General features: G+C 65.2%; 16 protein-coding genes. 10 read left to right on the top strand and 6 right to left on the bottom strand.

Annotated features, from left to right (window positions below):
• Positions 1–40: 40 nt before the first annotated feature.
• From AC3WJD_RS02195 to AC3WJD_RS02175, 5 genes are all read right to left on the bottom strand, one after another.
• A complete protein-coding gene (locus tag AC3WJD_RS02195; protein WP_492744122.1) occupies positions 41–1834 on the bottom strand; it encodes an AMP-dependent synthetase/ligase in 1794 nt (597 codons plus the stop codon).
• Between the two features lie 77 nt (positions 1835–1911).
• Positions 1912–3582 carry a gamma-glutamyltransferase gene (gene ggt, locus AC3WJD_RS02190; RefSeq protein WP_492744120.1) on the bottom strand — a complete coding sequence of 557 codons (1671 nt, stop codon included), beginning with the start codon at positions 3580–3582 and terminating at the stop codon, positions 1912–1914.
• A gap of 40 nt (positions 3583–3622) precedes the next feature.
• A complete protein-coding gene (locus tag AC3WJD_RS02185; RefSeq protein WP_492744118.1) occupies positions 3623–3835 on the bottom strand; it encodes a DUF2061 domain-containing protein in 213 nt (70 codons plus the stop codon).
• 1237 nt (positions 3836–5072) lie between these two features.
• On the bottom strand, positions 5073–5519 hold the full coding sequence (locus tag AC3WJD_RS02180; protein ID WP_492744116.1) for a hypothetical protein: 447 nt from the start codon (positions 5517–5519) through the stop codon (positions 5073–5075).
• Positions 5520–5611: 92 nt separating this feature from the next.
• A complete protein-coding gene (locus tag AC3WJD_RS02175) occupies positions 5612–6658 on the bottom strand; it encodes a quinone-dependent dihydroorotate dehydrogenase (protein ID WP_492744114.1) in 1047 nt (348 codons plus the stop codon).
• A gap of 337 nt (positions 6659–6995) precedes the next feature.
• On the opposite strand from AC3WJD_RS02175, the gene AC3WJD_RS02170 reads away from it, so the two are divergent.
• From AC3WJD_RS02170 to AC3WJD_RS02125, 10 genes are all read left to right on the top strand, one after another.
• A complete protein-coding gene (locus AC3WJD_RS02170) occupies positions 6996–8825 on the top strand; it encodes a DUF885 domain-containing protein (RefSeq protein WP_492744112.1) in 1830 nt (609 codons plus the stop codon).
• A gap of 223 nt (positions 8826–9048) precedes the next feature.
• On the top strand, positions 9049–9894 hold the full coding sequence (locus AC3WJD_RS02165; protein WP_492744111.1) for a helix-turn-helix transcriptional regulator: 846 nt from the start codon (positions 9049–9051) through the stop codon (positions 9892–9894).
• A 201-nt stretch (positions 9895–10095) separates the two neighbouring features.
• Complete coding sequence (locus AC3WJD_RS02160; RefSeq protein ID WP_492744110.1) at positions 10096–10506, top strand: RrF2 family transcriptional regulator; 411 nt, start codon at positions 10096–10098, stop codon at positions 10504–10506.
• Between the two features lie 121 nt (positions 10507–10627).
• Complete coding sequence (sufB, locus tag AC3WJD_RS02155) at positions 10628–12097, top strand: Fe-S cluster assembly protein SufB (protein WP_492744108.1); 1470 nt, start codon at positions 10628–10630, stop codon at positions 12095–12097.
• On the top strand, positions 12094–12330 hold the full coding sequence (locus AC3WJD_RS02150) for a hypothetical protein (RefSeq protein ID WP_492744106.1): 237 nt from the start codon (positions 12094–12096) through the stop codon (positions 12328–12330). The genes sufB and AC3WJD_RS02150 overlap by 4 nt, the downstream gene beginning before the upstream one ends.
• Positions 12330–13073, top strand: coding sequence for a Fe-S cluster assembly ATPase SufC (sufC, locus tag AC3WJD_RS02145; RefSeq protein WP_492744105.1), 744 nt, complete (start codon positions 12330–12332; stop codon positions 13071–13073). The genes AC3WJD_RS02150 and sufC overlap by 1 nt, the downstream gene beginning before the upstream one ends.
• 136 nt (positions 13074–13209) lie before the next feature.
• Entirely contained in the window at positions 13210–14289 is a 1080-nt protein-coding gene (locus AC3WJD_RS02140) for a SufB/SufD family protein (RefSeq protein WP_492744103.1), read from the top strand.
• Between the two features lie 128 nt (positions 14290–14417).
• Positions 14418–15614 (top strand): cysteine desulfurase, encoded by a 1197-nt coding sequence (locus AC3WJD_RS02135; RefSeq protein WP_492744344.1) that lies wholly within the window; start codon positions 14418–14420, stop codon positions 15612–15614.
• Positions 15611–16090 carry an SUF system Fe-S cluster assembly protein gene (locus AC3WJD_RS02130; protein ID WP_492744102.1) on the top strand — a complete coding sequence of 160 codons (480 nt, stop codon included), beginning with the start codon at positions 15611–15613 and terminating at the stop codon, positions 16088–16090. Before AC3WJD_RS02135 ends, AC3WJD_RS02130 begins: the two co-directional genes overlap by 4 nt.
• Positions 16090–16452, top strand: coding sequence for a HesB/IscA family protein (locus AC3WJD_RS02125; RefSeq protein ID WP_492744101.1), 363 nt, complete (start codon positions 16090–16092; stop codon positions 16450–16452). Before AC3WJD_RS02130 ends, AC3WJD_RS02125 begins: the two co-directional genes overlap by 1 nt.
• A 128-nt stretch (positions 16453–16580) precedes the next feature.
• On the opposite strand, the gene AC3WJD_RS02120 is transcribed toward AC3WJD_RS02125, so the two are convergent.
• Positions 16581–18702: S8 family peptidase (locus AC3WJD_RS02120; RefSeq protein ID WP_492744099.1), on the bottom strand; the 2122-nt coding region annotated here is incomplete at its 5' end.

Below are 18702 nucleotides of genomic sequence, written 5' to 3'. Positions count from 1 at the left end.
CAGGCGTCATTCCCGTTGGTGCGGGAATGACCCCCCGATTTCAGCCTTTGTAGAGCGCGTCCATGCGCCCGCCATAGACCTCGCGCAGCACATGCCGGCGGATCTTGAGCGATGGCGTCATCTGCTTGTTGTCGATCGTGAAGGCTTCGTCCGCGAACACCCAGCGGCGGACCTTTTCGGTCACCGGCAGGTCGCGGTTGACGCGATCGACGGCCGCCGAAATTGCCGCACGGAAGGGCTCGTGCTCGCGCAGCAGCCTGAGGTCTGCGGGGAGGCCCTTGGCATCCGCGAATTCCTTGGCCCATTCGGCATCGGGCATGATCAGCCCGACCAGATAGGGCCGCCGGTCGCCCGCGACCATCGCTTGGGCGATCTCGGGCTGGAGCGTGAGCATCCCTTCCACCTTTTGCGGGCTGACATTGTCGCCCTTGTCGAGGACGATCAGGTCCTTCTTGCGGTCGGTGATGACGATGCGGCCTTTGTCGTCGATATGCCCGATGTCGCCGGTGTAAAGCCAGTCGTCGACCAGCACGCGCTCGGTCTCGGCCTCGTTGCGCCAATAGCCCTTCATCACCAGCTCGCCCTTGACGAGGATCTCGCCATCCTCGGCGATCCGGACCTCGGTCTTCGGAAGCGGCGGGCCGACGGTGTCCATCTTGATTCCCGCCTTGGGGCGGTTGCACGAGATGATCGGTGCGGCTTCGGTCTGGCCATAGCCCTGGAGCAGCGTGAGGCCCAGCGAATGGAAGAACACGCCGATATCGGGGTTGAGCGGCGCGCCGCCCGAGACGAGCGCCTTCATCCGCCCGCCGAAGCGCGCCTGGATCCTGGGCCGGAACAGCCTGTCGAGCAGCGCGTCCATCGGCTTGTCCCAGAAGGGCAGCTTGCCGCTCAATTCCTTGGCGCCGAGCCCGAGCGCGCGCTTGAGCATCGCCTGGGGCAGCTTGCCCTGTTTCTCGACCGCCTTGACCATGCGCTGGCGCAGCACCTCGAACAGCCGGGGCACGACGACCATGATCGTCGGGCGCACCTCCTCGATATTGCTGGCGAGCTTGTCGAGCCCTTCGGAATAATAGATCTGTGCCCCGAGCCCGATCGGGAAGTGCTGCCCGCCGGTATGCTCATAGGCGTGGCTGAGCGGGAGGAAGGACAGGAACACCTCGTCGTCCCAGCCGAAATCCTCCGAAATGACGTGGGTCGCGCCCGCCACATTGTGCAGGATCGCGCCGTGGTGCTGCATCACCCCGCGTGGGGCGCCGCCCGTGCCGCTGGTGTAGATGATGCACGCCAGATCGTCGCGCCCGACCGCGGCGGCGGCGGCCGTGACGGCCGCGACATCGGGCGCCTCGCTGGCGATCAGCGCGCTCCAGTCATGATAGTCGACATGCCCCGTCTGCGCGACGCGCAGCGGCTCGATCCCGATCACCGCGCGCACCTGCGACGAGCGCACCACGCCCGGCATCACCGCGCGCGCGAGCTTGTCGGTCGAGACGATCACCGCCGCCGCGCCGCTATTCTCGAGGATATGCTGGTGATCGCGCTCGGTATTGGTGATGTAGGTCGGCACCGTCACACAGCCCGCCGCCATCACCGCGAGGTCGGACAGGCACCATTCGGGCCGGTTCTCCGACACCAGCATGACGCGGTCGCCGGGCCTGAGCCCGATGCCCCTGAGCGCCGCGGCAAGGCTCGCGACCTTCTCGGCGGCCTCGCGCCAGCTCAGCGAATGCCAGCTTCCCGCAGCCTTGTGCCAGAGGAACGGATTGTCCCCCTGTTCCGCGGCTCGCGTGAAGAACATGGTGATCAGATTCGGAAAATGTTCCAGTTCGCGCATGACCCCTCCATTAGACGCACGGCTTTGCCGCATCGCCAATCCTTATAAACCCTGACCGTCCCCCTCGAACGGCCCCCTTATTCCGCGAGCACCGTCCCCTCGCTGCGCGGATCGGCAGCGCCGCGCCACCCCTGCGGCGTCCGTTCGATCGCATTGAGCTTCGACCCCAGATCCGACGCGACCACCGTCCGGCCGAGCTTCGCCATCTCCGGGATCATTGCCGCGAGCGGCGTGCCCTGCTCGACCATCACTGCATCGCCGCCGAAATAGATGTTGGGCAGCGCGATCGCGCCGGCTGCCGGCAGCCCGAAATCCATATAGCCGATCAGCGTCTTGGCGACGTGCATGATGATCCGCTTGCCTCCCGCCGAACCCAGCGCGAGCACGACCCTGCCGTTTTCGTCATAAACGATCGTCGGCGACATCGAGGAGAGTGGCCGCTTGCCCGCCTCGACGCGGTTGGCGACGGGCGCGCCGTCCTGCATCGGCGCGAAGGTGAAATCGGTCAGCTCGTTGTTGAGGAACATGCCGCTCGCGATCAGCTGGCTGCCGAACGGCCCTTCGATCGTCGAGGTCATGTTCGCGACATTGCCCTGTCCGTCGACCGCGACGAAATGCGTCGTCCCCGCGACCTCCTTGGACACCGCATATGTGCGCGGCTCGGCGCCCGGGGGCGTGCCCGGCGCATAGGCGGCGAGCGAGGTCCCGGGCGCGATCAGCTTCGAGCGCTCCGCGAGATAGGCGCGGTCGATCAGGCCCGCGACGGGCACCTTCACGAAATCGGGATCGCCCAGATACATTTCGCGGTCGGCATAGGCCAGCATCATCGCCTCGGCGATCAAATGCCACGCCTTCGGATCGTCCTTGCCCATCGCCTTCAGGTCGAAGCGCTCGAGCATCCCGAGGATCTGCAGCACCGTCGTCGCACCCGAGGAGGGCGGGCCCATGCCGCACACCTTGAAGTGGCGATAGGGCGCGCACACCGCATCGCGATCCTTCGCCTTGTAGGCGGCGAGGTCGGCGAGCGTCATCGGCACCGCGTTGACGGGCGCGTTGCTGACCGCGGCGGCGAGCGCCTTGCCCGCCGGACCGGTATAGAAGGCGTCGGGCCCCTCGGCTGCGATGCGGCGGAGCAGGCTCGCCAGCGCGGGGTTCTTCACGGTCGCGCCCTGTGCCTTGGGCTTGCCGTTCTCCCAATAGATCGCCTGCGCGTCGGGAAAGCGCGACCAGAGCGTTGCCGACGCCGCCAGCCGGCGCGCGAGCGTCGCGTTGACGGCATAGCCCTTGTCGGCCAGCCGGATCGCGGGTTCGAACAGCCGCGGCCAGGCGAGCTTGCCCCACCGCTTGTGCGCGTCCGCCATCAGCCGGATATTGCCCGGCACGCCCACCGAATGCCCGCCCTGAAAGGCGTCGCGATAGCCGATCGGCTGGCCCGAATCGTCGAGGAACAGGTCGGGCGAGGCGGATCGCGGCGCGGCCTCGCGGCCGTCGATCGTCCCGATCTTGCCTGCCTTGCCGTCATGGTGGACGAGGAAGCCGCCGCCGCCGATCCCCGAGCTTTGCGGCTCGACCACGGTCAGCGCGAGCATCATCGCCATCGCGGCGTCTGCGGCGCTGCCGCCCGCGCGGAGTATCTCGCGCCCCGCCTCGGTGGCTCGGCTGTCGGCCGACGTCACGACCCCGCCCTGGGCGAGGGCGGCGGTGGGGACAAGGAAAAGGGCGAAGATGAGGAGGACGCGCTTCAACATGGGGGGCGATACTAGCCGCCTTTCCCCTTGCGGCAAGCGCTTAAGCCGAAATCGCGCGCCGCAGCCGGGTGAACGCGAAATCGCCGCGCCACGCCTTTTCATGGAAGAAGAAGGCGACCGCGTTGATGCACGGCTCGATCAGCGCGATCCCGCCCGCGACCGAGACTGAGCCGGTAAGCGCATAGGCGACGCTGAACCCGATGGTCAGGTGGATCGAGAGATAGGTGAGCGTCTTCAGATAGTCGGTGGACATTGCGTGTTCCTTCCACACACAATATGCGAATCGTTCGCAATTATATCCAGTCGATTATCTGGCTGGCTGTGATCGATTGGGGCGATCAACAATTACGCGAACTTCACAAAGCTCGCGCATACTACGCACGCATTTTATAGCGCGAGCAGCGGACGTGATCGAACGCGTCGATCAGGCATTTCACGGTTCAAGGAGCCGACGCGATGCTGACAGCGTGCAGCGGTGTAGGACAGAGGTTTTAGCGAGTGACAGGACCGCTTTCGCCGGCATTGCAGACATTTGATCTGAACCCTCTCCCGCCTTCGCGGGAGAGGCAACGGAGACTTGGCCGCCTGCGGCGTAGTCGTAGTCGGTGAGGGTCCAATTGCGATTTCAGCAGTCGCAGAAAGAAGAAGACCCTCACCCAACCCTCTCCCGCAAAGGGCGGGAGAGGGCTCAAGTGGATGTCTGCTTTTCCCGACTTTTCGGACGTTACCGCGCTCAGAACGGATGCAAAAATCCGGAGAATCCGAACCCGCCGACATTGCAGACACTGGCCAACGGCTAGCTGGGCGCGTTCGTTGGAGATGCTGTGCCGTCTACACATTGCCTAAGCCACGACAGCATTTCGCCTGTATTGTATAATTGATAGCTGCCTATACCTCCCTGTTCTCGGGAGAGTTTCATAGTGTCAGCTCTTGATAGCTTTTGATCAGAAAGCTCATTCGGCAAGGGCATTATTAGTCCAGGCTCGCCCACAAAGGAGCCTTCGGCGGTCAAGGAAATCCGTTCAATTGGGCCATCGTCACTAAAGAATTGAATTGTAACCGCATATTGCTCGCGCCATTTGGACCATTGCCAATTCGAGTTTGACAACATGAGCGTGAGCGGCCTTTGACGTCGGCCGTGAAAACCAATGTGTGTGCCGTCAGGTGCATTGATTGACGCAGCGCAGGAATTAGTGAACTTGGCGATGCTCCAGCCTCCGACAGTCTCCCGTAAGTTCGGAGCCTTTGCGCCTAACTGACCTAGACTGATCACAAGCATGCCAAATAGGAGCGCGCATCCGCCGACGTATCTCATGTCTCGCTCCATAGTTGTGCGACCGTTGTCGATCTACCGCGGAAGTTCGCGATTTGCATAGCGGACTGTCCCCTTCCCCCGACTTTTCGGGGGCTATCGCCCTCAAAGCGGATACAAATCCAGACTGTCGGTACACGTCGGCAAAGCTGCCGTAGTTGATCCAAAACCTGACGGATCAACCAAAGAGACGGCGAAAAATGCCTTTCTTGACCTGCGAAGGCTTATCACCTCCCAAGACGGCCGCACCATCCGCTGCGAATTGAGCGAAGTTGCCATCGTTCATTCGCCCGGCTGAGACTTCCCGCTGCACAATTTCGTTCAAGTCGTCGGGATGAAACAGGTCTGTCCCGCTCCGTTGGAGCGCCTCCTGCAGGCACAATACGCGCCAGTCCGCCGTTCTAGCCGCTCGGAAGGGCTCAAGGTCGCCGCCCTGAGCGACTAACCCCCGCTCAAAAAGGTCTAGAAAACTTGCATATACCTGCAGCACCATTTGACGACTATCTGGATCAAGATTTTCCCTCAACACAGCTTGGCAACGCTCTCGCCAGTGGTTGAAGTCTACTGGAATGTCCTGCGGCAGGGTTGAAAGCTCGTCGATCAACAATGCTGCTCTTGTATCCATGGCCTGGCTGCTCCGTTGCCTGCCTACACTATTGGCCAGATTTGCTATGAGTGCGAGCGTGAATGGCGGCGCCCCACGACATCTCGGGCATATCAGCCCTCGCTGACCCCCACCGCTTCCCCAACATTCGCGAACCCATCCCGCAGCAACAGCGCCTTCAGCCCCTTGCTGATCGTCCGCGCCAGTCCCGGCCCCTCATAGACCATCGCCGAATAGAGCTGGATCAGGCTCGCTCCGCTACGGATGCGGGCATAGGCGTCTTCGGCGGTGGCGATGCCACCCGCGCCGATCAGCGGGATGCTGCCGCCCGTCGCCTTGCGGAAATCGGCGAGGCGCGCTTGCGCGAGGTCGCGCAGGGGCGCGCCTGACAGGCCACCGGTTTCGGCAGCGTGGCGGCTTTTGAGCGCGGGACGGGTGATGGTGGTGTTGGAGACGATCAGCGCGTCGAGTGCCTTGTCGGCGGCGATGCGCGCGATGTCGTCGATATCGGCGGGCTCGAGATCGGGGGCGACCTTCAGAAAGATCGGTGGCCCGTCATTCCCGCGCGCTTCCATCACCGTGTCGAGCAGCGCCTCGAGCGCGCCCGCGTCCTGCAGCGCGCGCAGGCCCGGGGTGTTGGGGGAGGAGATGTTGACCGTCAGGTAGGTCGCGACCTGCTTCATCGTCGCGACGCCCTTCGCATAGTCGGCGATCGCGGCTCCGCCGGCCGCGCTGTCCTTGTTGGCGCCGATATTGACCCCGACGATGCCGGGGCGGTGCTGGGCGCGCTTCAGCCGTTCGAGCGCGGCGGCCTGCCCGCCATTGTTGAAGCCCATGCGGTTGATCACCGCCTGGTCCTCGGCAAGACGGAAGAGGCGTGGGCGGGGATTGCCCGCCTGCGGCAGCGGGGTGAGCGTGCCGAGCTCGGCAAAGCCGAAGCCGAGGCCGAGCATCGCGTGCGGCACCTCGCCATCCTTGTCATAGCCTGCCGCCAAGCCCACCGGATTGGGAAAGTCGATCCCCGCGACGCGCGTCGACAGCAGCGGATCGGGTCGCGGCGGCGGTGCGGGCGGCAGCAGCTTCAGCGCGGCGATGCTGAGGCGGTGCGCGCGCTCGGCATCAGCCAGGAAGATCAGCGGGCGAAGCAGCGGATAGAGCATGCGCCGCCTATGGCAGCGCACCGTGAAACGGTCAAAAAATCTCGCAGGAGAGGGGACGCCTCGGTTTTGGCGTGCGCGCCAACCCGCCGAGATATTCCTTCGCGCCTTCGCGTCTTCGCGTGAGAAAAGCGGTGTTCACGCGAAGACGCGAAGGCGCGAAGAAGCGAATGGAAAGGGCTTCGACAGGCTCAGCCCGTGCGGGTCGGGAGCAGGCGAGGGGTTCCGGCGCTTTCGATGAACGTGATAGTCGCTTCGACCAACGCCAGGGGACGGTTCACAACTGCGTGCAGTTTCCACTAGGGTCGCGCGCAGAACATTATCTGGGAGATTCCACATCATGCGCGTGTTCCGTTCCGCCGCGTCGGCGCTTGCCCTCGCTCTTGCCGCCCCGCTTTCGCTGACGCTGGTCGCCGCCCCCGCCGCGGCGCAGGCCGACCAGAATGCCGCGATCCTCAAATTCTTCGCCGACTACGATGCCGCGCAGCTCGCGCGCTCGCCGCTGTCCAAGTCGTTCCGCGCGATCAAGGACGGCGATTACGGCAAGTGGGACGAGTTCACCGACGCTGCCGAGCAGCGCGAATATGATGCCGATCAGGCCGCGCTGAAGGCGATGCGCGCGAAGTTCGACCCCGCGAAGCTCAATGCCGAGAACGCGCTGTCCTTCCGCCTCTTCGAGAAGATGATCGAACGCAGCACGCGCGCGTACCAGTATCGCGACTATGGCTATGTGTTCGATCAGATGAACGGGCCGCACAGCCAGCTGCCCGCCTTCCTGATCAACATCCACCGCATCGACACAAAGGCCGATGCGGAGGCCTATGTGAGCCGCCTGAACGGCCTCGGCCCCGCGATCGACCAGCTGATCGGCGAATCGAAGGAGCGCGCCACCGCGGGGGTGATGCCGCCCAAATGGGTCTACCCGTACGTGATCTCGGACGCGAAGAACGTGATCTCGGGCTTCCCCTTCACGCGGATCGCGACCGAGGCACCGCTCTATGCCGACCTCAAGGGCAAGGTGGCGAAGCTCGACATTCCGCAGGGCGAGAAGGATGCGCTGCTCGCTTCCGCGTCGGATGCGCTCAACAAGTCGGTCAAGCCCGCTTATGGCCGCCTGATCACCGAGATGGAACGCCAGCAGGCGATCGCGGGCACCGATGACGGCGTGTGGCGCTTCAAGGAGGGCGCCGCCTATTATGCCGAGCGGCTGTCCAACTACACCACCACCGCGATGACCCCCGACCAGATCCACCAGGTCGGCCTCGACAATGTCGCGCGCATCCATGGCGAGATGCGCGAGATCATGAAGAAGACCGGCTTCACCGGCGACCTGCAGGCGTTCTTCAAGTTCATGCGCGAGGACAAGCGCTTCTACGCGCCCAATACCGATGAGGGGCGCACGCTCTACCTCAAGGACACCGAGCAGGCCAAGCAGTGGGTGACCGCCAAGCTGCCCGACTGGTTCGCGACGCTGCCGCAGGCGCCGCTGGTGGTGAAGCGCGTCGAGCCGTTCCGCGAGAAGTCGGCGGGCAAGGCGTTCTACCAGCGCCCTTCGCCCGACGGGACGCGGCCGGGCACCTATTACGCCAATCTCTACGACATGAACGACATGCCGCTGACCGAGGTCGAGGCGCTGTTCTATCATGAGGGGATTCCGGGGCATCACCTCCAGCTCGCGATCCAGACCGAGCTCAAGGACGTCCCCGCCTTCCGCCAGTTCGGCGGGGTCACCGCCTATTCGGAAGGCTGGGGGCTCTATTCGGAGAAGCTCGCCAAGGATATGGGGCTCTACACCGATCCCTATCGCGATTTCGGCCGGCTCCAGCTCGAACTCCACCGCGCGATCCGCCTCGTCGTCGATTCGGGGCTCCACCACAAGAAATGGACGCGCGAACAGGCGATCAAATATGTCGAGGACAATTCGGCCGACGCGCCGGGCGGGATCGTCAAGGCGATCGAGCGCTATATCGTCTATCCGGGGCAGGCGACCGCCTATCTGGTCGGGCGACTCAAGATCAGCGAGCTGCGCGACCGTGCGCAGAAAAAGCTGGGCGACCGCTTCGACGTCCGCGCTTTCCACGACGTGATCCTCAAGAGCGGGCCGGTGCCGCTCGACGTGATGGAGGAGCGCGTCGACGCGTGGATCGCGGCGGGCGGCAAGGCTTCGTGACGCTTTGATGAATTGATCAAGCATTTCCGGAGCATGTCGATTCCATACAATACGAATCGGGTGGTGCAGGCCTAAACGGGCTTGCGACCCGAAGGGCCCTTGAAATTCTTTAGGGGTTCTTGAACTTGCGGTCCCGGCTGGCAACTGCTGGCCGGGCCGCTTTTCTTGTCCGCATGATTGCGGTATGTTGCCTGTCCAACAAGAAAATCGGGTCAAACAGGGCATGGACATTACGCTCGATTATGCGGCGCCTGACGGCGACCTGCGAGAGCTTCTCTCGGTATTCTACGAGTTCCGCGCGCCGGTTCCGGTGTTCGAGGATGTCGAGCGCGCCGATTTCGCGCAGATCCGCTTCATGCTGTCGGGCCAGGGCACCTATCATTTCGCGGACGGGCACGAGCAGTCCTCGTCTCCGGTCACCATCGTCGGCCCGACCACGGGCAACACCAAAGTGCGCGTCGAGGGTCCCGTGCACATCTTCGGCGCGGGGCTGCTGCCCGCGGGCTGGGGCGCGCTGATGGGGTTCGAGGCGTCGACGCTGGTCAACCGCGCGATCGACGCGACCCACCTGTTCGGTTCGGGACTGCTCGACGTGCTCGACGAACTGCGCGCCGCCGAAAGCCTTGAGGCCAAGGTCGTGATCGGCAATCGCATCACGCGCGAGCTTGCCAGGCAGATCGAGGAAACCCCGGTCTGGTTCACGCGCGTCGTCGACGAATGGCTTGAAAGCGCATTGTCGCCCGAGGTGCAGGATCTGGTCGACCGGATCGGGCTGTCGCGCCGTCAGGTCGAGCGCCAGTGCAAGCGCCTCTACGGCGTCCCGCCCAAGCTGCTCTCGCGCAAATATCGCGCGATTCGCGCCGCGACCACGCTCGCGCGCGGCGAGGCCGAGGTCGACGAGCTGATCGGCGAGAATTTCTACGACCAGTCGCATTTCATCCGCGAGATCAAGCAGTTCACGGGACTGACCCCCAAGCGCTTCAGCGAGGAGCTGCCCGTGCTCGCCAAGCTAACTGTCAAGCCCGCCGAGCTCGCGGACAAGGTCGACCCGATCGTTTTCCAGACCTGATCGCTGAACCTCGGTGTCACTCCCGCGAAAGCGGGAATCCAAGGGTGCCAGCGATGGCGCAGTCCTTTTCCAACATCGTCTGGATTCCCGCTTTCGCGGGAATGACGGGAAATGTGTGACTCGAGAGGGTTGATCCCCGCGCAAACCCTCTCCATATGGCAATCGGAACGAATCAGTCCGATTTGAGAGTCATTCGCAATCATGCGCCTTTCCAGCCTTGCCGATTATGCGGTCGTGATGATGTCCGCCGCCGCGCGGCATTGCGGGGCGACGAAGATGAACGCGACGACGCTTGCCGCGGAGACGGGCATTCCGCTCCCCACCGCGCAGAAGCTGGTCAGCCGGCTTTCTGCCGCGGGACTGATCGAATCGAGCCGGGGCACGGGCGGGGGCATACGCCTCGCGCGTCCGCCCGCCGCCATCAGCCTCGCCGATGTGATCGAGGCCGTCGAAGGACCCATTGCCATGACCCCATGTGCCGAGCACGGCGCCCATGATTGCGGCCTCGAGGCCGATTGCCGCGTGAAGCCGCATATGAACGCGGTCAGCGGCGCGGTGCGCGGCGCGCTCGCGGGCGTGACGCTGGCGAGCCTGTCGGGGAGGCCCCACTGATGCGCGCAGCGCAACCTTTCTTTCTCCGCGCCTCCGCGCCTCCGCGCGCACAAATTTTTCTCGCGCGGAGACGCGGAGACGCGGAGATTGATTTTGGCCGCTTCGCGGCGGGAGCGTTTTAATGGCGACGAAGAATCTTGAAGCGCTGGCCGCCGCCGAGAAGCTCGCCACATACGAATGGGGCTTTTCCAGCGACGTCGAGCAGGAGTTCGCGCCCAAGGGGCTGAACGAGGACACCGTCCGCTTCATCTCGGCCAAGAAGGGCGAGCCCGAATGGATGCTCGAATGGAGGCTGAAGGCCTATCGCCACTGGCTGACGATGGAGAGCCCCGACTGGGCCAAGCTCTCGATTCCGCCGATCGACTATCAAAACGCGTACTATTATGCGGAGCCGAAGAAAAAGGCCGAGCTGAACTCGCTCGACGAGCTCGATCCCGAGATCCTCGAGACCTATCGCAAGCTGGGCATCCCGATCGCCGAACAGGAAGTGCTCGCGGGGGTCAAGGGCGCGCGCAAGGTCGCGGTCGACGCGGTGTTCGACAGCGTCTCGGTCGCCACCACCTTCCGCAAGGAGCTGGAGGAAGCGGGGGTGATCTTCCGCTCGATCTCCGAGGCGATCCGCGAATATCCCGAGCTGGTGAAGAAGTGGCTCGGCAAGGTCGTGCCGCAGCACGACAATTTCTTCGCGACATTGAACAGCGCGGTCTTTTCGGACGGCACCTTCGTATACATTCCGGAGGGCGTGCGCTGCCCGATGGAACTCAGCACCTATTTCCGGATCAACGCCGAGAATACCGGCCAGTTCGAACGGACGCTGATCGTCGCCGACAAGGGCAGCTATGTCTCGTATCTCGAAGGCTGCACCGCGCCGATGCGCGACGAGAACCAGCTTCATGCCGCAGTGGTCGAGCTCGTCGCGCTCGACGATGCCGAGATCAAATACTCGACCGTCCAGAACTGGTATCCCGGCGACGCCGAGGGCAAGGGCGGCATCTACAATTTCGTGACCAAGCGCGCGCTCTGCCAGGGCAAGAACAGCAAGGTCAGCTGGACGCAGGTCGAGACGGGCTCGGCGATCACCTGGAAATATCCGAGCTGCGTGCTCGCGGGCGAGAACAGCGTCGGCGAATTCTATTCGGTCGCGGTCACCAACAACCACCAGCAGGCCGATACCGGCACCAAGATGATCCATCTCGGCAAGAACAGCCGCTCGACGATCGTGTCGAAGGGGATCAGCGCGGGCGTCTCGAGCAACACCTATCGCGGCCTCGTCCGCGTCGGCCCGACCGCCGAGAATGTCCGCAACTTCACGCAGTGCGACAGCTTGCTGCTCGGCGACAAGTGCGGCGCGCACACCGTGCCCTATATCGAGGTCCGCAACCCCTCGGCGCAGATCGAGCATGAGGCGACGACGAGCAAGATCAGCGACGACCAGCTCTTCTACGCGATGCAGCGCGGACTGGGGCAGGAGGAAGCGGTGGCGCTGATCGTCAACGGCTTTGCGAAAGAGGTGCTCCAGCAGCTCCCGATGGAGTTCGCGGTCGAGGCGCAGAAGCTGCTCGGGATCAGCCTTGAGGGGAGCGTGGGGTGAGCGATTCGCGGATTTTCGGAGTTCTGCTCGCTTTCTGGATATTTGTGTCGGTGCCGTTTCTCTTTGTCGGGCCGATGGTTCTGTTTCCTTGGGATGAGCCGACTTCTGCTGCTCAACAGCAGCTCCTGCTCATTCTCAGCGTGGGGCTGCTTCTTGTTCCCCCCATATTTGCAGTGCTCCTTTGGCTTCGTCATCGCTCGCACGTCCGCACCGCCGCAAAAATGGATACATGATGCTCAAGATTGAAAACCTCCACGCCGAAGTTGACGGCAAGCCGATCCTCAAGGGGCTGACGCTCAGCCTGGGTGCGGGCGAGATCCATGCGATCATGGGCCCCAATGGCGCGGGCAAGTCGACGCTTGCCTATGTGCTCGGCGGGCGGCCGGGTTATGAGGTGACCCAAGGCATCGTTAGCTTCGAGGGCAAGGATTTGCTCGACATGGAGCCGCACGAACGCGCCGCGCTCGGCCTTTTCCTCGGCTTCCAGTATCCCGTCGAGATCCCCGGTATCTCCAACGTCCAGTTCCTGCGCGAAGCGCTCAACAGCCAGCGCAAGGCGCGGGGGGAAGGGCCGCTGTCGGGCGGCGAGTTCCTGAAGGTCGCGCGCGTGCAGGCCGACCGGCTCGGCTTCGACATGGAGATGCTCAAGCGCCCCGTGAATGTCGGCTTTTCGGGCGGCGAGAAGAAGCGCAACGAGATGGTGCAGATGGGGATCATCGGCCCGAAGCTCGCGGTGCTCGACGAGACCGACTCGGGCCTGGACATCGACGCGCTCCGCGTCGTCGGTGACGGCATCAACCGCATCATGCGCGCCCCCGACAAGGCGGTGCTGCTGATCACGCACTATCAGCGGCTGCTCGACTATGTTGAGCCCGATTTCGTCCATGTCCTCGCCGACGGAAAGATCGTCCGTTCGGGCGGCCCCGAACTCGCGCACGAACTCGAGCGCGAAGGCTATGCGCAGGTGGCGGCGTGAGGAACGCCTTCCAGATCCTCCCCGGAACGGGGAGGGGGACCATGCGAAGCATGGGGGGGGGGCTTCTCCGGAGTTCCCGCCAACCCCTCCACCGTCCTGCGGACGGTCCCCCTCCCCGTGCCGGGGAGGAACTATTGTGACCCTCACCCTCCCTTCCACGCGCGAAGAAGCGTGGCGCTGGTCGGATCTTTCGGCCCTCCCCGCGCTTGCGGAAGCGCCGCGCGCCGAACGCCCGCTTGCCTCGCTGCCCTGGCTCGGTCTCGGCGGCCCGCGCCTCGTCTTTGTCGACGGGGTGTTCCAAGCTTCGCTGAGCGCACCGGCGGAGGTTGCGATCGGCGATGTGGAAGCGTCCAGCGATCACCCGCTCGGGCGGCTTGCACAGGGCAAGGGCTGGACGCTCTCGCTCGGCCGCGATGCGGCGAGCTCGGGGCCGGTCGAGATCATCCATGTCGCCACCGGCGGCGCCAATCATGTCGCGGGCCGCATCGCGCTCGACGAGGACGCGCAGGCAAGCATCGTCGAGACCTTCATCGGCGACGGCTGGGCCAACCGCCTGACCCGGATCACGCTTGCACCGGCGGCGCGGCTGATGCGCTCGGTGCGCCTGCTCCAGTCGAGCGGCTTCGTCTCGCTGCGCGACCAGGCCGAAGTCGGGCAGGGCGCGAGCCTTGTCAGCATCTTCCTTGGTGCGGGCGATGCGGGAAGCCGGATCGACGGCGCGGTGGCGCTGAACGGCGATGGTGGTTTTGCCGAGATTGGCGGCACACTGCTCTGCCATGGCGACCAGCGGCAGGAAGCTGCGATCGTGCTGCGTCACGACGCCGAAAATGGCGTCAGCCGTCAAGTCTGGCGCGCGGTGGCCGCGGACAAATCGGCCGCGAGCCTTGCCGCGCGGGTCGAGGTCGCGCGCGACGCGCAGAAGACCGATGGCGAGCAATCTTTGCGCGGCCTGCTGCTCCAGCGCACCGCGACGGTGAACCTCAAGCCCGAGCTCGAGATCTTCGCCGATGACGTAAAATGCGCGCACGGCGCGACCGTCGGCGAACTCGACAAGCGTGCGCTGTTCTATCTCGAATCACGCGGGATTCCGCCGAGCCAGGCCGAGGCGCTGCTGACGCGCGCCTTCGTCGCCGACGCGCTCGAGCGGATCGGCGAGGACGCGGTGCGCGAAGCGTTCACCGCGGACGCCGATGCATGGCTGGAGGCGGCACTGTGAGCGGCACGAGTGAGATCCTCCCCGGAACGGGGAGGTGGCGCGCGCAGCGCGACGGAGGGGCTGGCACGACGTCCGAACAACCCCTCCACCGTCCTTCGGACGGTCCCCCTCCCCGTGCCGGGGAGGAATTGCTCCCCCTCGACCATCTCGCGGACTTTCCGGCGATCCCCGAAGGCTGGCGCTATCTCGACAGCGCGGCGACCGCGCAGAAGCCGCGGCCGGTGATCGACGCGATCGCGCGCGGCTATGGCGAGAGCTATGCCACCGTCCACCGCGGCGTCTATCAGCGCTCGGCCGAGATGACGATCGCCTTCGAGGCGGCGCGCGCCCGGATCGCGCGCTTCATCGGCGCCGGCGCCCCCGAGGAAATCGTCTTCACGCGCGGCGCGACCGAGAGCATCAACCTCGTTGCGCATAGCTGGGGCAACACGCATCTGAAGGCAGGCGACCGTGTGCTGCTCTCGATGCTCGAACATCATTCGAACATCGTGCCCTGGCAGTTGCTGCGCGACCGTACCGGCATCGAGATCGATGTCGCGCCACTGACAGAGGACGGAAAGATCGACCTCGACGCGGTCGAGGCGATGCTGACGCCGGCGCACAAGCTCGTCGCGCTGGCGCATGTCTCCAACGTGCTCGGTTCGGTGCTGGACGCGAAGCGCGCCGCCGATCTGGCGCATGGCGTGGGCGCGAAGCTGCTGCTCGACGGTTGCCAGGCGGTACCGCGCCTGCCCGTCGATGTCGCCGCGATCGGCGCGGATTTCTACGTCTTTTCCGGCCACAAGCTTTACGGTCCGACCGGCATCGGCGTGCTCTGGGCGCGGCCCGAGATCCTCGAATCGATGCCGCCCTGGCATGGCGGGGGTGCGATGATCGACAAGGTGAGCTTCGAAAAGACCACCTATGCCCCTCCGCCCGCGCGCTTCGAGGCGGGCACGCCGCACGTCGTGGGCGTGATCGGGCTTCATGCGGCGATCGATTATGTCGAGGCGATCGGGCTCGATGCGATCCACGCGCACGAGGCAGCGCTGGTAAAAGCCACGCGCGAGGCGCTGTCGGCGATCAACAGCGTGCGGCTGTTCGGCCCCACGGATTCGGCGGGAATCGTCAGCTTCGGGATCGAGGGGGTTCATCCCCACGATATCGGCACCATATTGGACGAAAGCCATGTCGCGATCCGCGCGGGGCATCACTGTGCGCAGCCGCTGATGGCGCATCTGGGGGTGGACGCCACCGCGCGCGCGAGCTTCGGCGTCTATTCGGGCGAGGCGGATGTAGAGGCGCTCGCGAAGGGCATTGAACGGGTAACGAGGATCTTCGGGTGAACGAGGAACGCAGGATCACGGTCGAGGAAGTCGATGAGGCGGTGAAGCCGCCCAAGGCGCGCGTCGAGGACGCGGCGGCGGAAACGCCGCGCGAGACGCTGGAGCGCAAGCGCGACTATCTCGAGGGCTTCCTGTCGCAGAAACCTGCGGCCGAGCCCCGGGGCGAGCCCGGCGGCGATCTCTACGAAGCGGTGATCGACTCCTTGAAGGAGATCTACGATCCCGAAATTCCCGTGAACATCTACGATCTCGGGCTGATCTACGGCGTCGACATCACCGAGGACGGCCACGCCGTCGTGACGATGACGCTGACCACGCCGCATTGCCCCGTCGCGGAGTCGATGCCCGGCGAGGTCGAGTTGCGCGTCGGCAGCGTCGCGGGGATCGGATCGGCCGAGGTCAACCTGATCTGGGATCCGCCATGGGATCCGCAGAAGATGTCCGACGAGGCCAAGCTCGAACTGGGGATGCTGTGATGACCGAGACCGTGACCAAGCCCCGCGCGCGTCCCGCTGCGGTCCTCCTGACGCCCAATGCAGAGGCACGCATCGCGACGCTGATGAAGGACGCGCCCGCGGGGACGCTCGGGCTCAAGCTGTCGACGCCGCGGCGCGGCTGTTCGGGGCTCGCCTATTCGGTCGACTATGTGAGCGAGGCCGCGTCGTTCGACGAGCGGATCGAGACGCCGGCGGGTCCCTTCTTCATCGATGCGGGTTCGGTGCTCTACCTGATCGGCTCGACGATGGACTGGGTCGAGGACGATTTCACCGCGGGCTTCGTTTTCAACAACCCCAACGCCAAGGGCGCGTGCGGCTGCGGCGAGAGCTTCACGGTTTAGGCGCCGGCAATCGCTTCTTTGTCATTCCCGCGAAAGCGGGAATCCATTGGATATTTGTGAAAAGCCGAGCGGCTCCTCATTTCCTCTGGATCCCCGCTTTCGCGGGGATGACACCGTAAAGTCTGAAGTCAAAACTCCATCGCGAAACGCAGCGCGACGCCGATGTCGTCGGGCGCGTACCAGAGATTGCCCGGATCCTTGCGCCAGAACAGGTTGGTGGTGAGCCAGCCCGGCCCCAATGGCCGCGCATAGGCGGCCTCGAGATCGATCTGCTGCCCCTTGGGCGCCAGCCCCAGATAGCGGACCGCATAGCGCGTCTCGCCCGTCTGATAGTCGTAGCTGTCGGGCAGGTTCAGGTGGAAGCCGCCGCTGACGATGCGCAGCGGCTGTGATGCGCGCAGCGCGAAACGGTCGGCGGCGTCGAACAGGCCCGTCTTGCTGACATCAAAGGCGAACGCGTTGCTTTTGAGCGTGCCGAGCGGCGCATGGGTGATCCCCTGCCGCAGCGTGCCCGCGACCTGCCAGCCGTGCGACAGATCGAGCGCGGCGTCGACGTCGAGGAACCAGCTGGTCGCGCCATTGCCGCCGAGCACTGGGGCGAAGCGCGCGCCAAGGATCGTTTCCTTCTCGGCCAGCCGGCTCGCCTCGACACCGAGCGCGAGCCTGCCGAGCCGCCCGTCGATCCCCAATGAGACGCGGTCATAACCGTGGCGGCCATAATGGCCGCGCAGCCGCGCCGCATCGTCGGGATCGTAGAGCAGCGCCGATCCGGTCTCGGCGGTGACCATGATGCCGAGATCGGCCAGCTGGTGGCGCACCGCGACCGCCGACCGGGTGTCGCGCTCGAAGCCGAGGCCGCGCGTCGCGTTCTCCGCGACGAGGAAGGCGGGTTCGCGGCGGCCCTTGAGCGAAGCCGCAATCGTGCCCGCGCTCGTGCGGAAGCCGAGCGCCATCTCGGTATTGCGATCTATCCGGCTCGCGACATAGCCCGCGGTGGCGCGGGCGAGTTCGGCCTGATCGCGGGTGAGCAGCAGCTGCGTACCGCGACCGGCATCGGCCACCGAAACCGAAAAGGCAATCGCACGCCCCGCGGCGGCGAGCTGGCGACCATTTTGGGTCAGCGCGGGCGCGAGCGCGCGCTTCGGCGCGCCGGGCCGCAGCGTTCGCGCGAGATCGAGCATATAGGCGCGGCCATAGCCGTCGAGCATCACCGCCTGCGCGCTTCCCCGCTTCCCCGCATCGCCCATCGGCGGTGAGGTAGTCGCATTGGCGGCGGTCGAAACCGGGGTCATCGAACCCGCGAGCGCGATCTGTCCCTGCGGCTGGAAGGCGCGCGCGAGGTCGAGCCCGCCCTGGCCGAAGGTCGCGTCGTCTCCGGCGGCGCCGAGATCACGCGCAGAGTTGAACAGCAGCTCGACGATCTGGCGCCCGGTGAGGTTGGGAAAGGCCTGGGCGAGCAGCGCGACCGCGCCCGAGATGACGGGGGCGGCGGCGGAGGTGCCGCTGAACTGGATCAGCGAGCCATTCTCGTTGACCGTGACCACGCGGACACCGAGCGCCGAGAGATACTGGCTCTGCACATTGCCCGCCTGGTTGCTGAAGCTGGCGAACGCGCCATTGGCGTCGATCGCGCCCGCGACGATGACGAGCCCGCGCGCCACGGGATCGAGCGCGATCTGCGCGAGCGGATCGGGGTTGGCGCCGCTGTCATTGCCCGCCGAGATCACGACGACGATCCCCGCCGCGGTGGCACGGTCGATCGCGGCGCGCAGCACGCTGCCCGCGGGAGAGCCGCCCAAAGAGATGTTGATCACGCGCGCCTGGCTGGTGCGCGCCAGATCGACCCCGCGCGCGATCGCGCTGTCGGGGTGCTGGCAACCCTGCTGGTCGACGGGGCCGCTGGTATTGGTGCAACTGCCCGGCTGGTCGGTGCGCGCGATGAGCAAGGTCGAATTGAACGCGATGCCGTGCATCCCGCTGTCGTTCTTCAGCGCGCCGATGATCCCGGCGACCGCGGTGCCGTGGCCGTCCTCGTCGCCCATCGCGCGCGTGCTTGCGACATCCGCCGAGGCACTGCTGATCTTGCCCGCGAATTCGCCGAGCGCAGGGTTGATGCCGCTGTCGACGACCGCGGTGGTCACGCCCGCGCCCGTCGCGCCCGCCTGATAGGCGTTGATCGCGTTGCTGCTGACCGCGGCGTTGGACTGGCGATATTCGGCGGTGTCGAAATTGGTGCTCGGTGGGGGAGGG

It is taken from the genome of Sphingobium sp. FW306-1B-F04DB (genome assembly GCF_058781925.1).
This window is presented reverse-complemented; position numbering and strand designations above follow the sequence as displayed.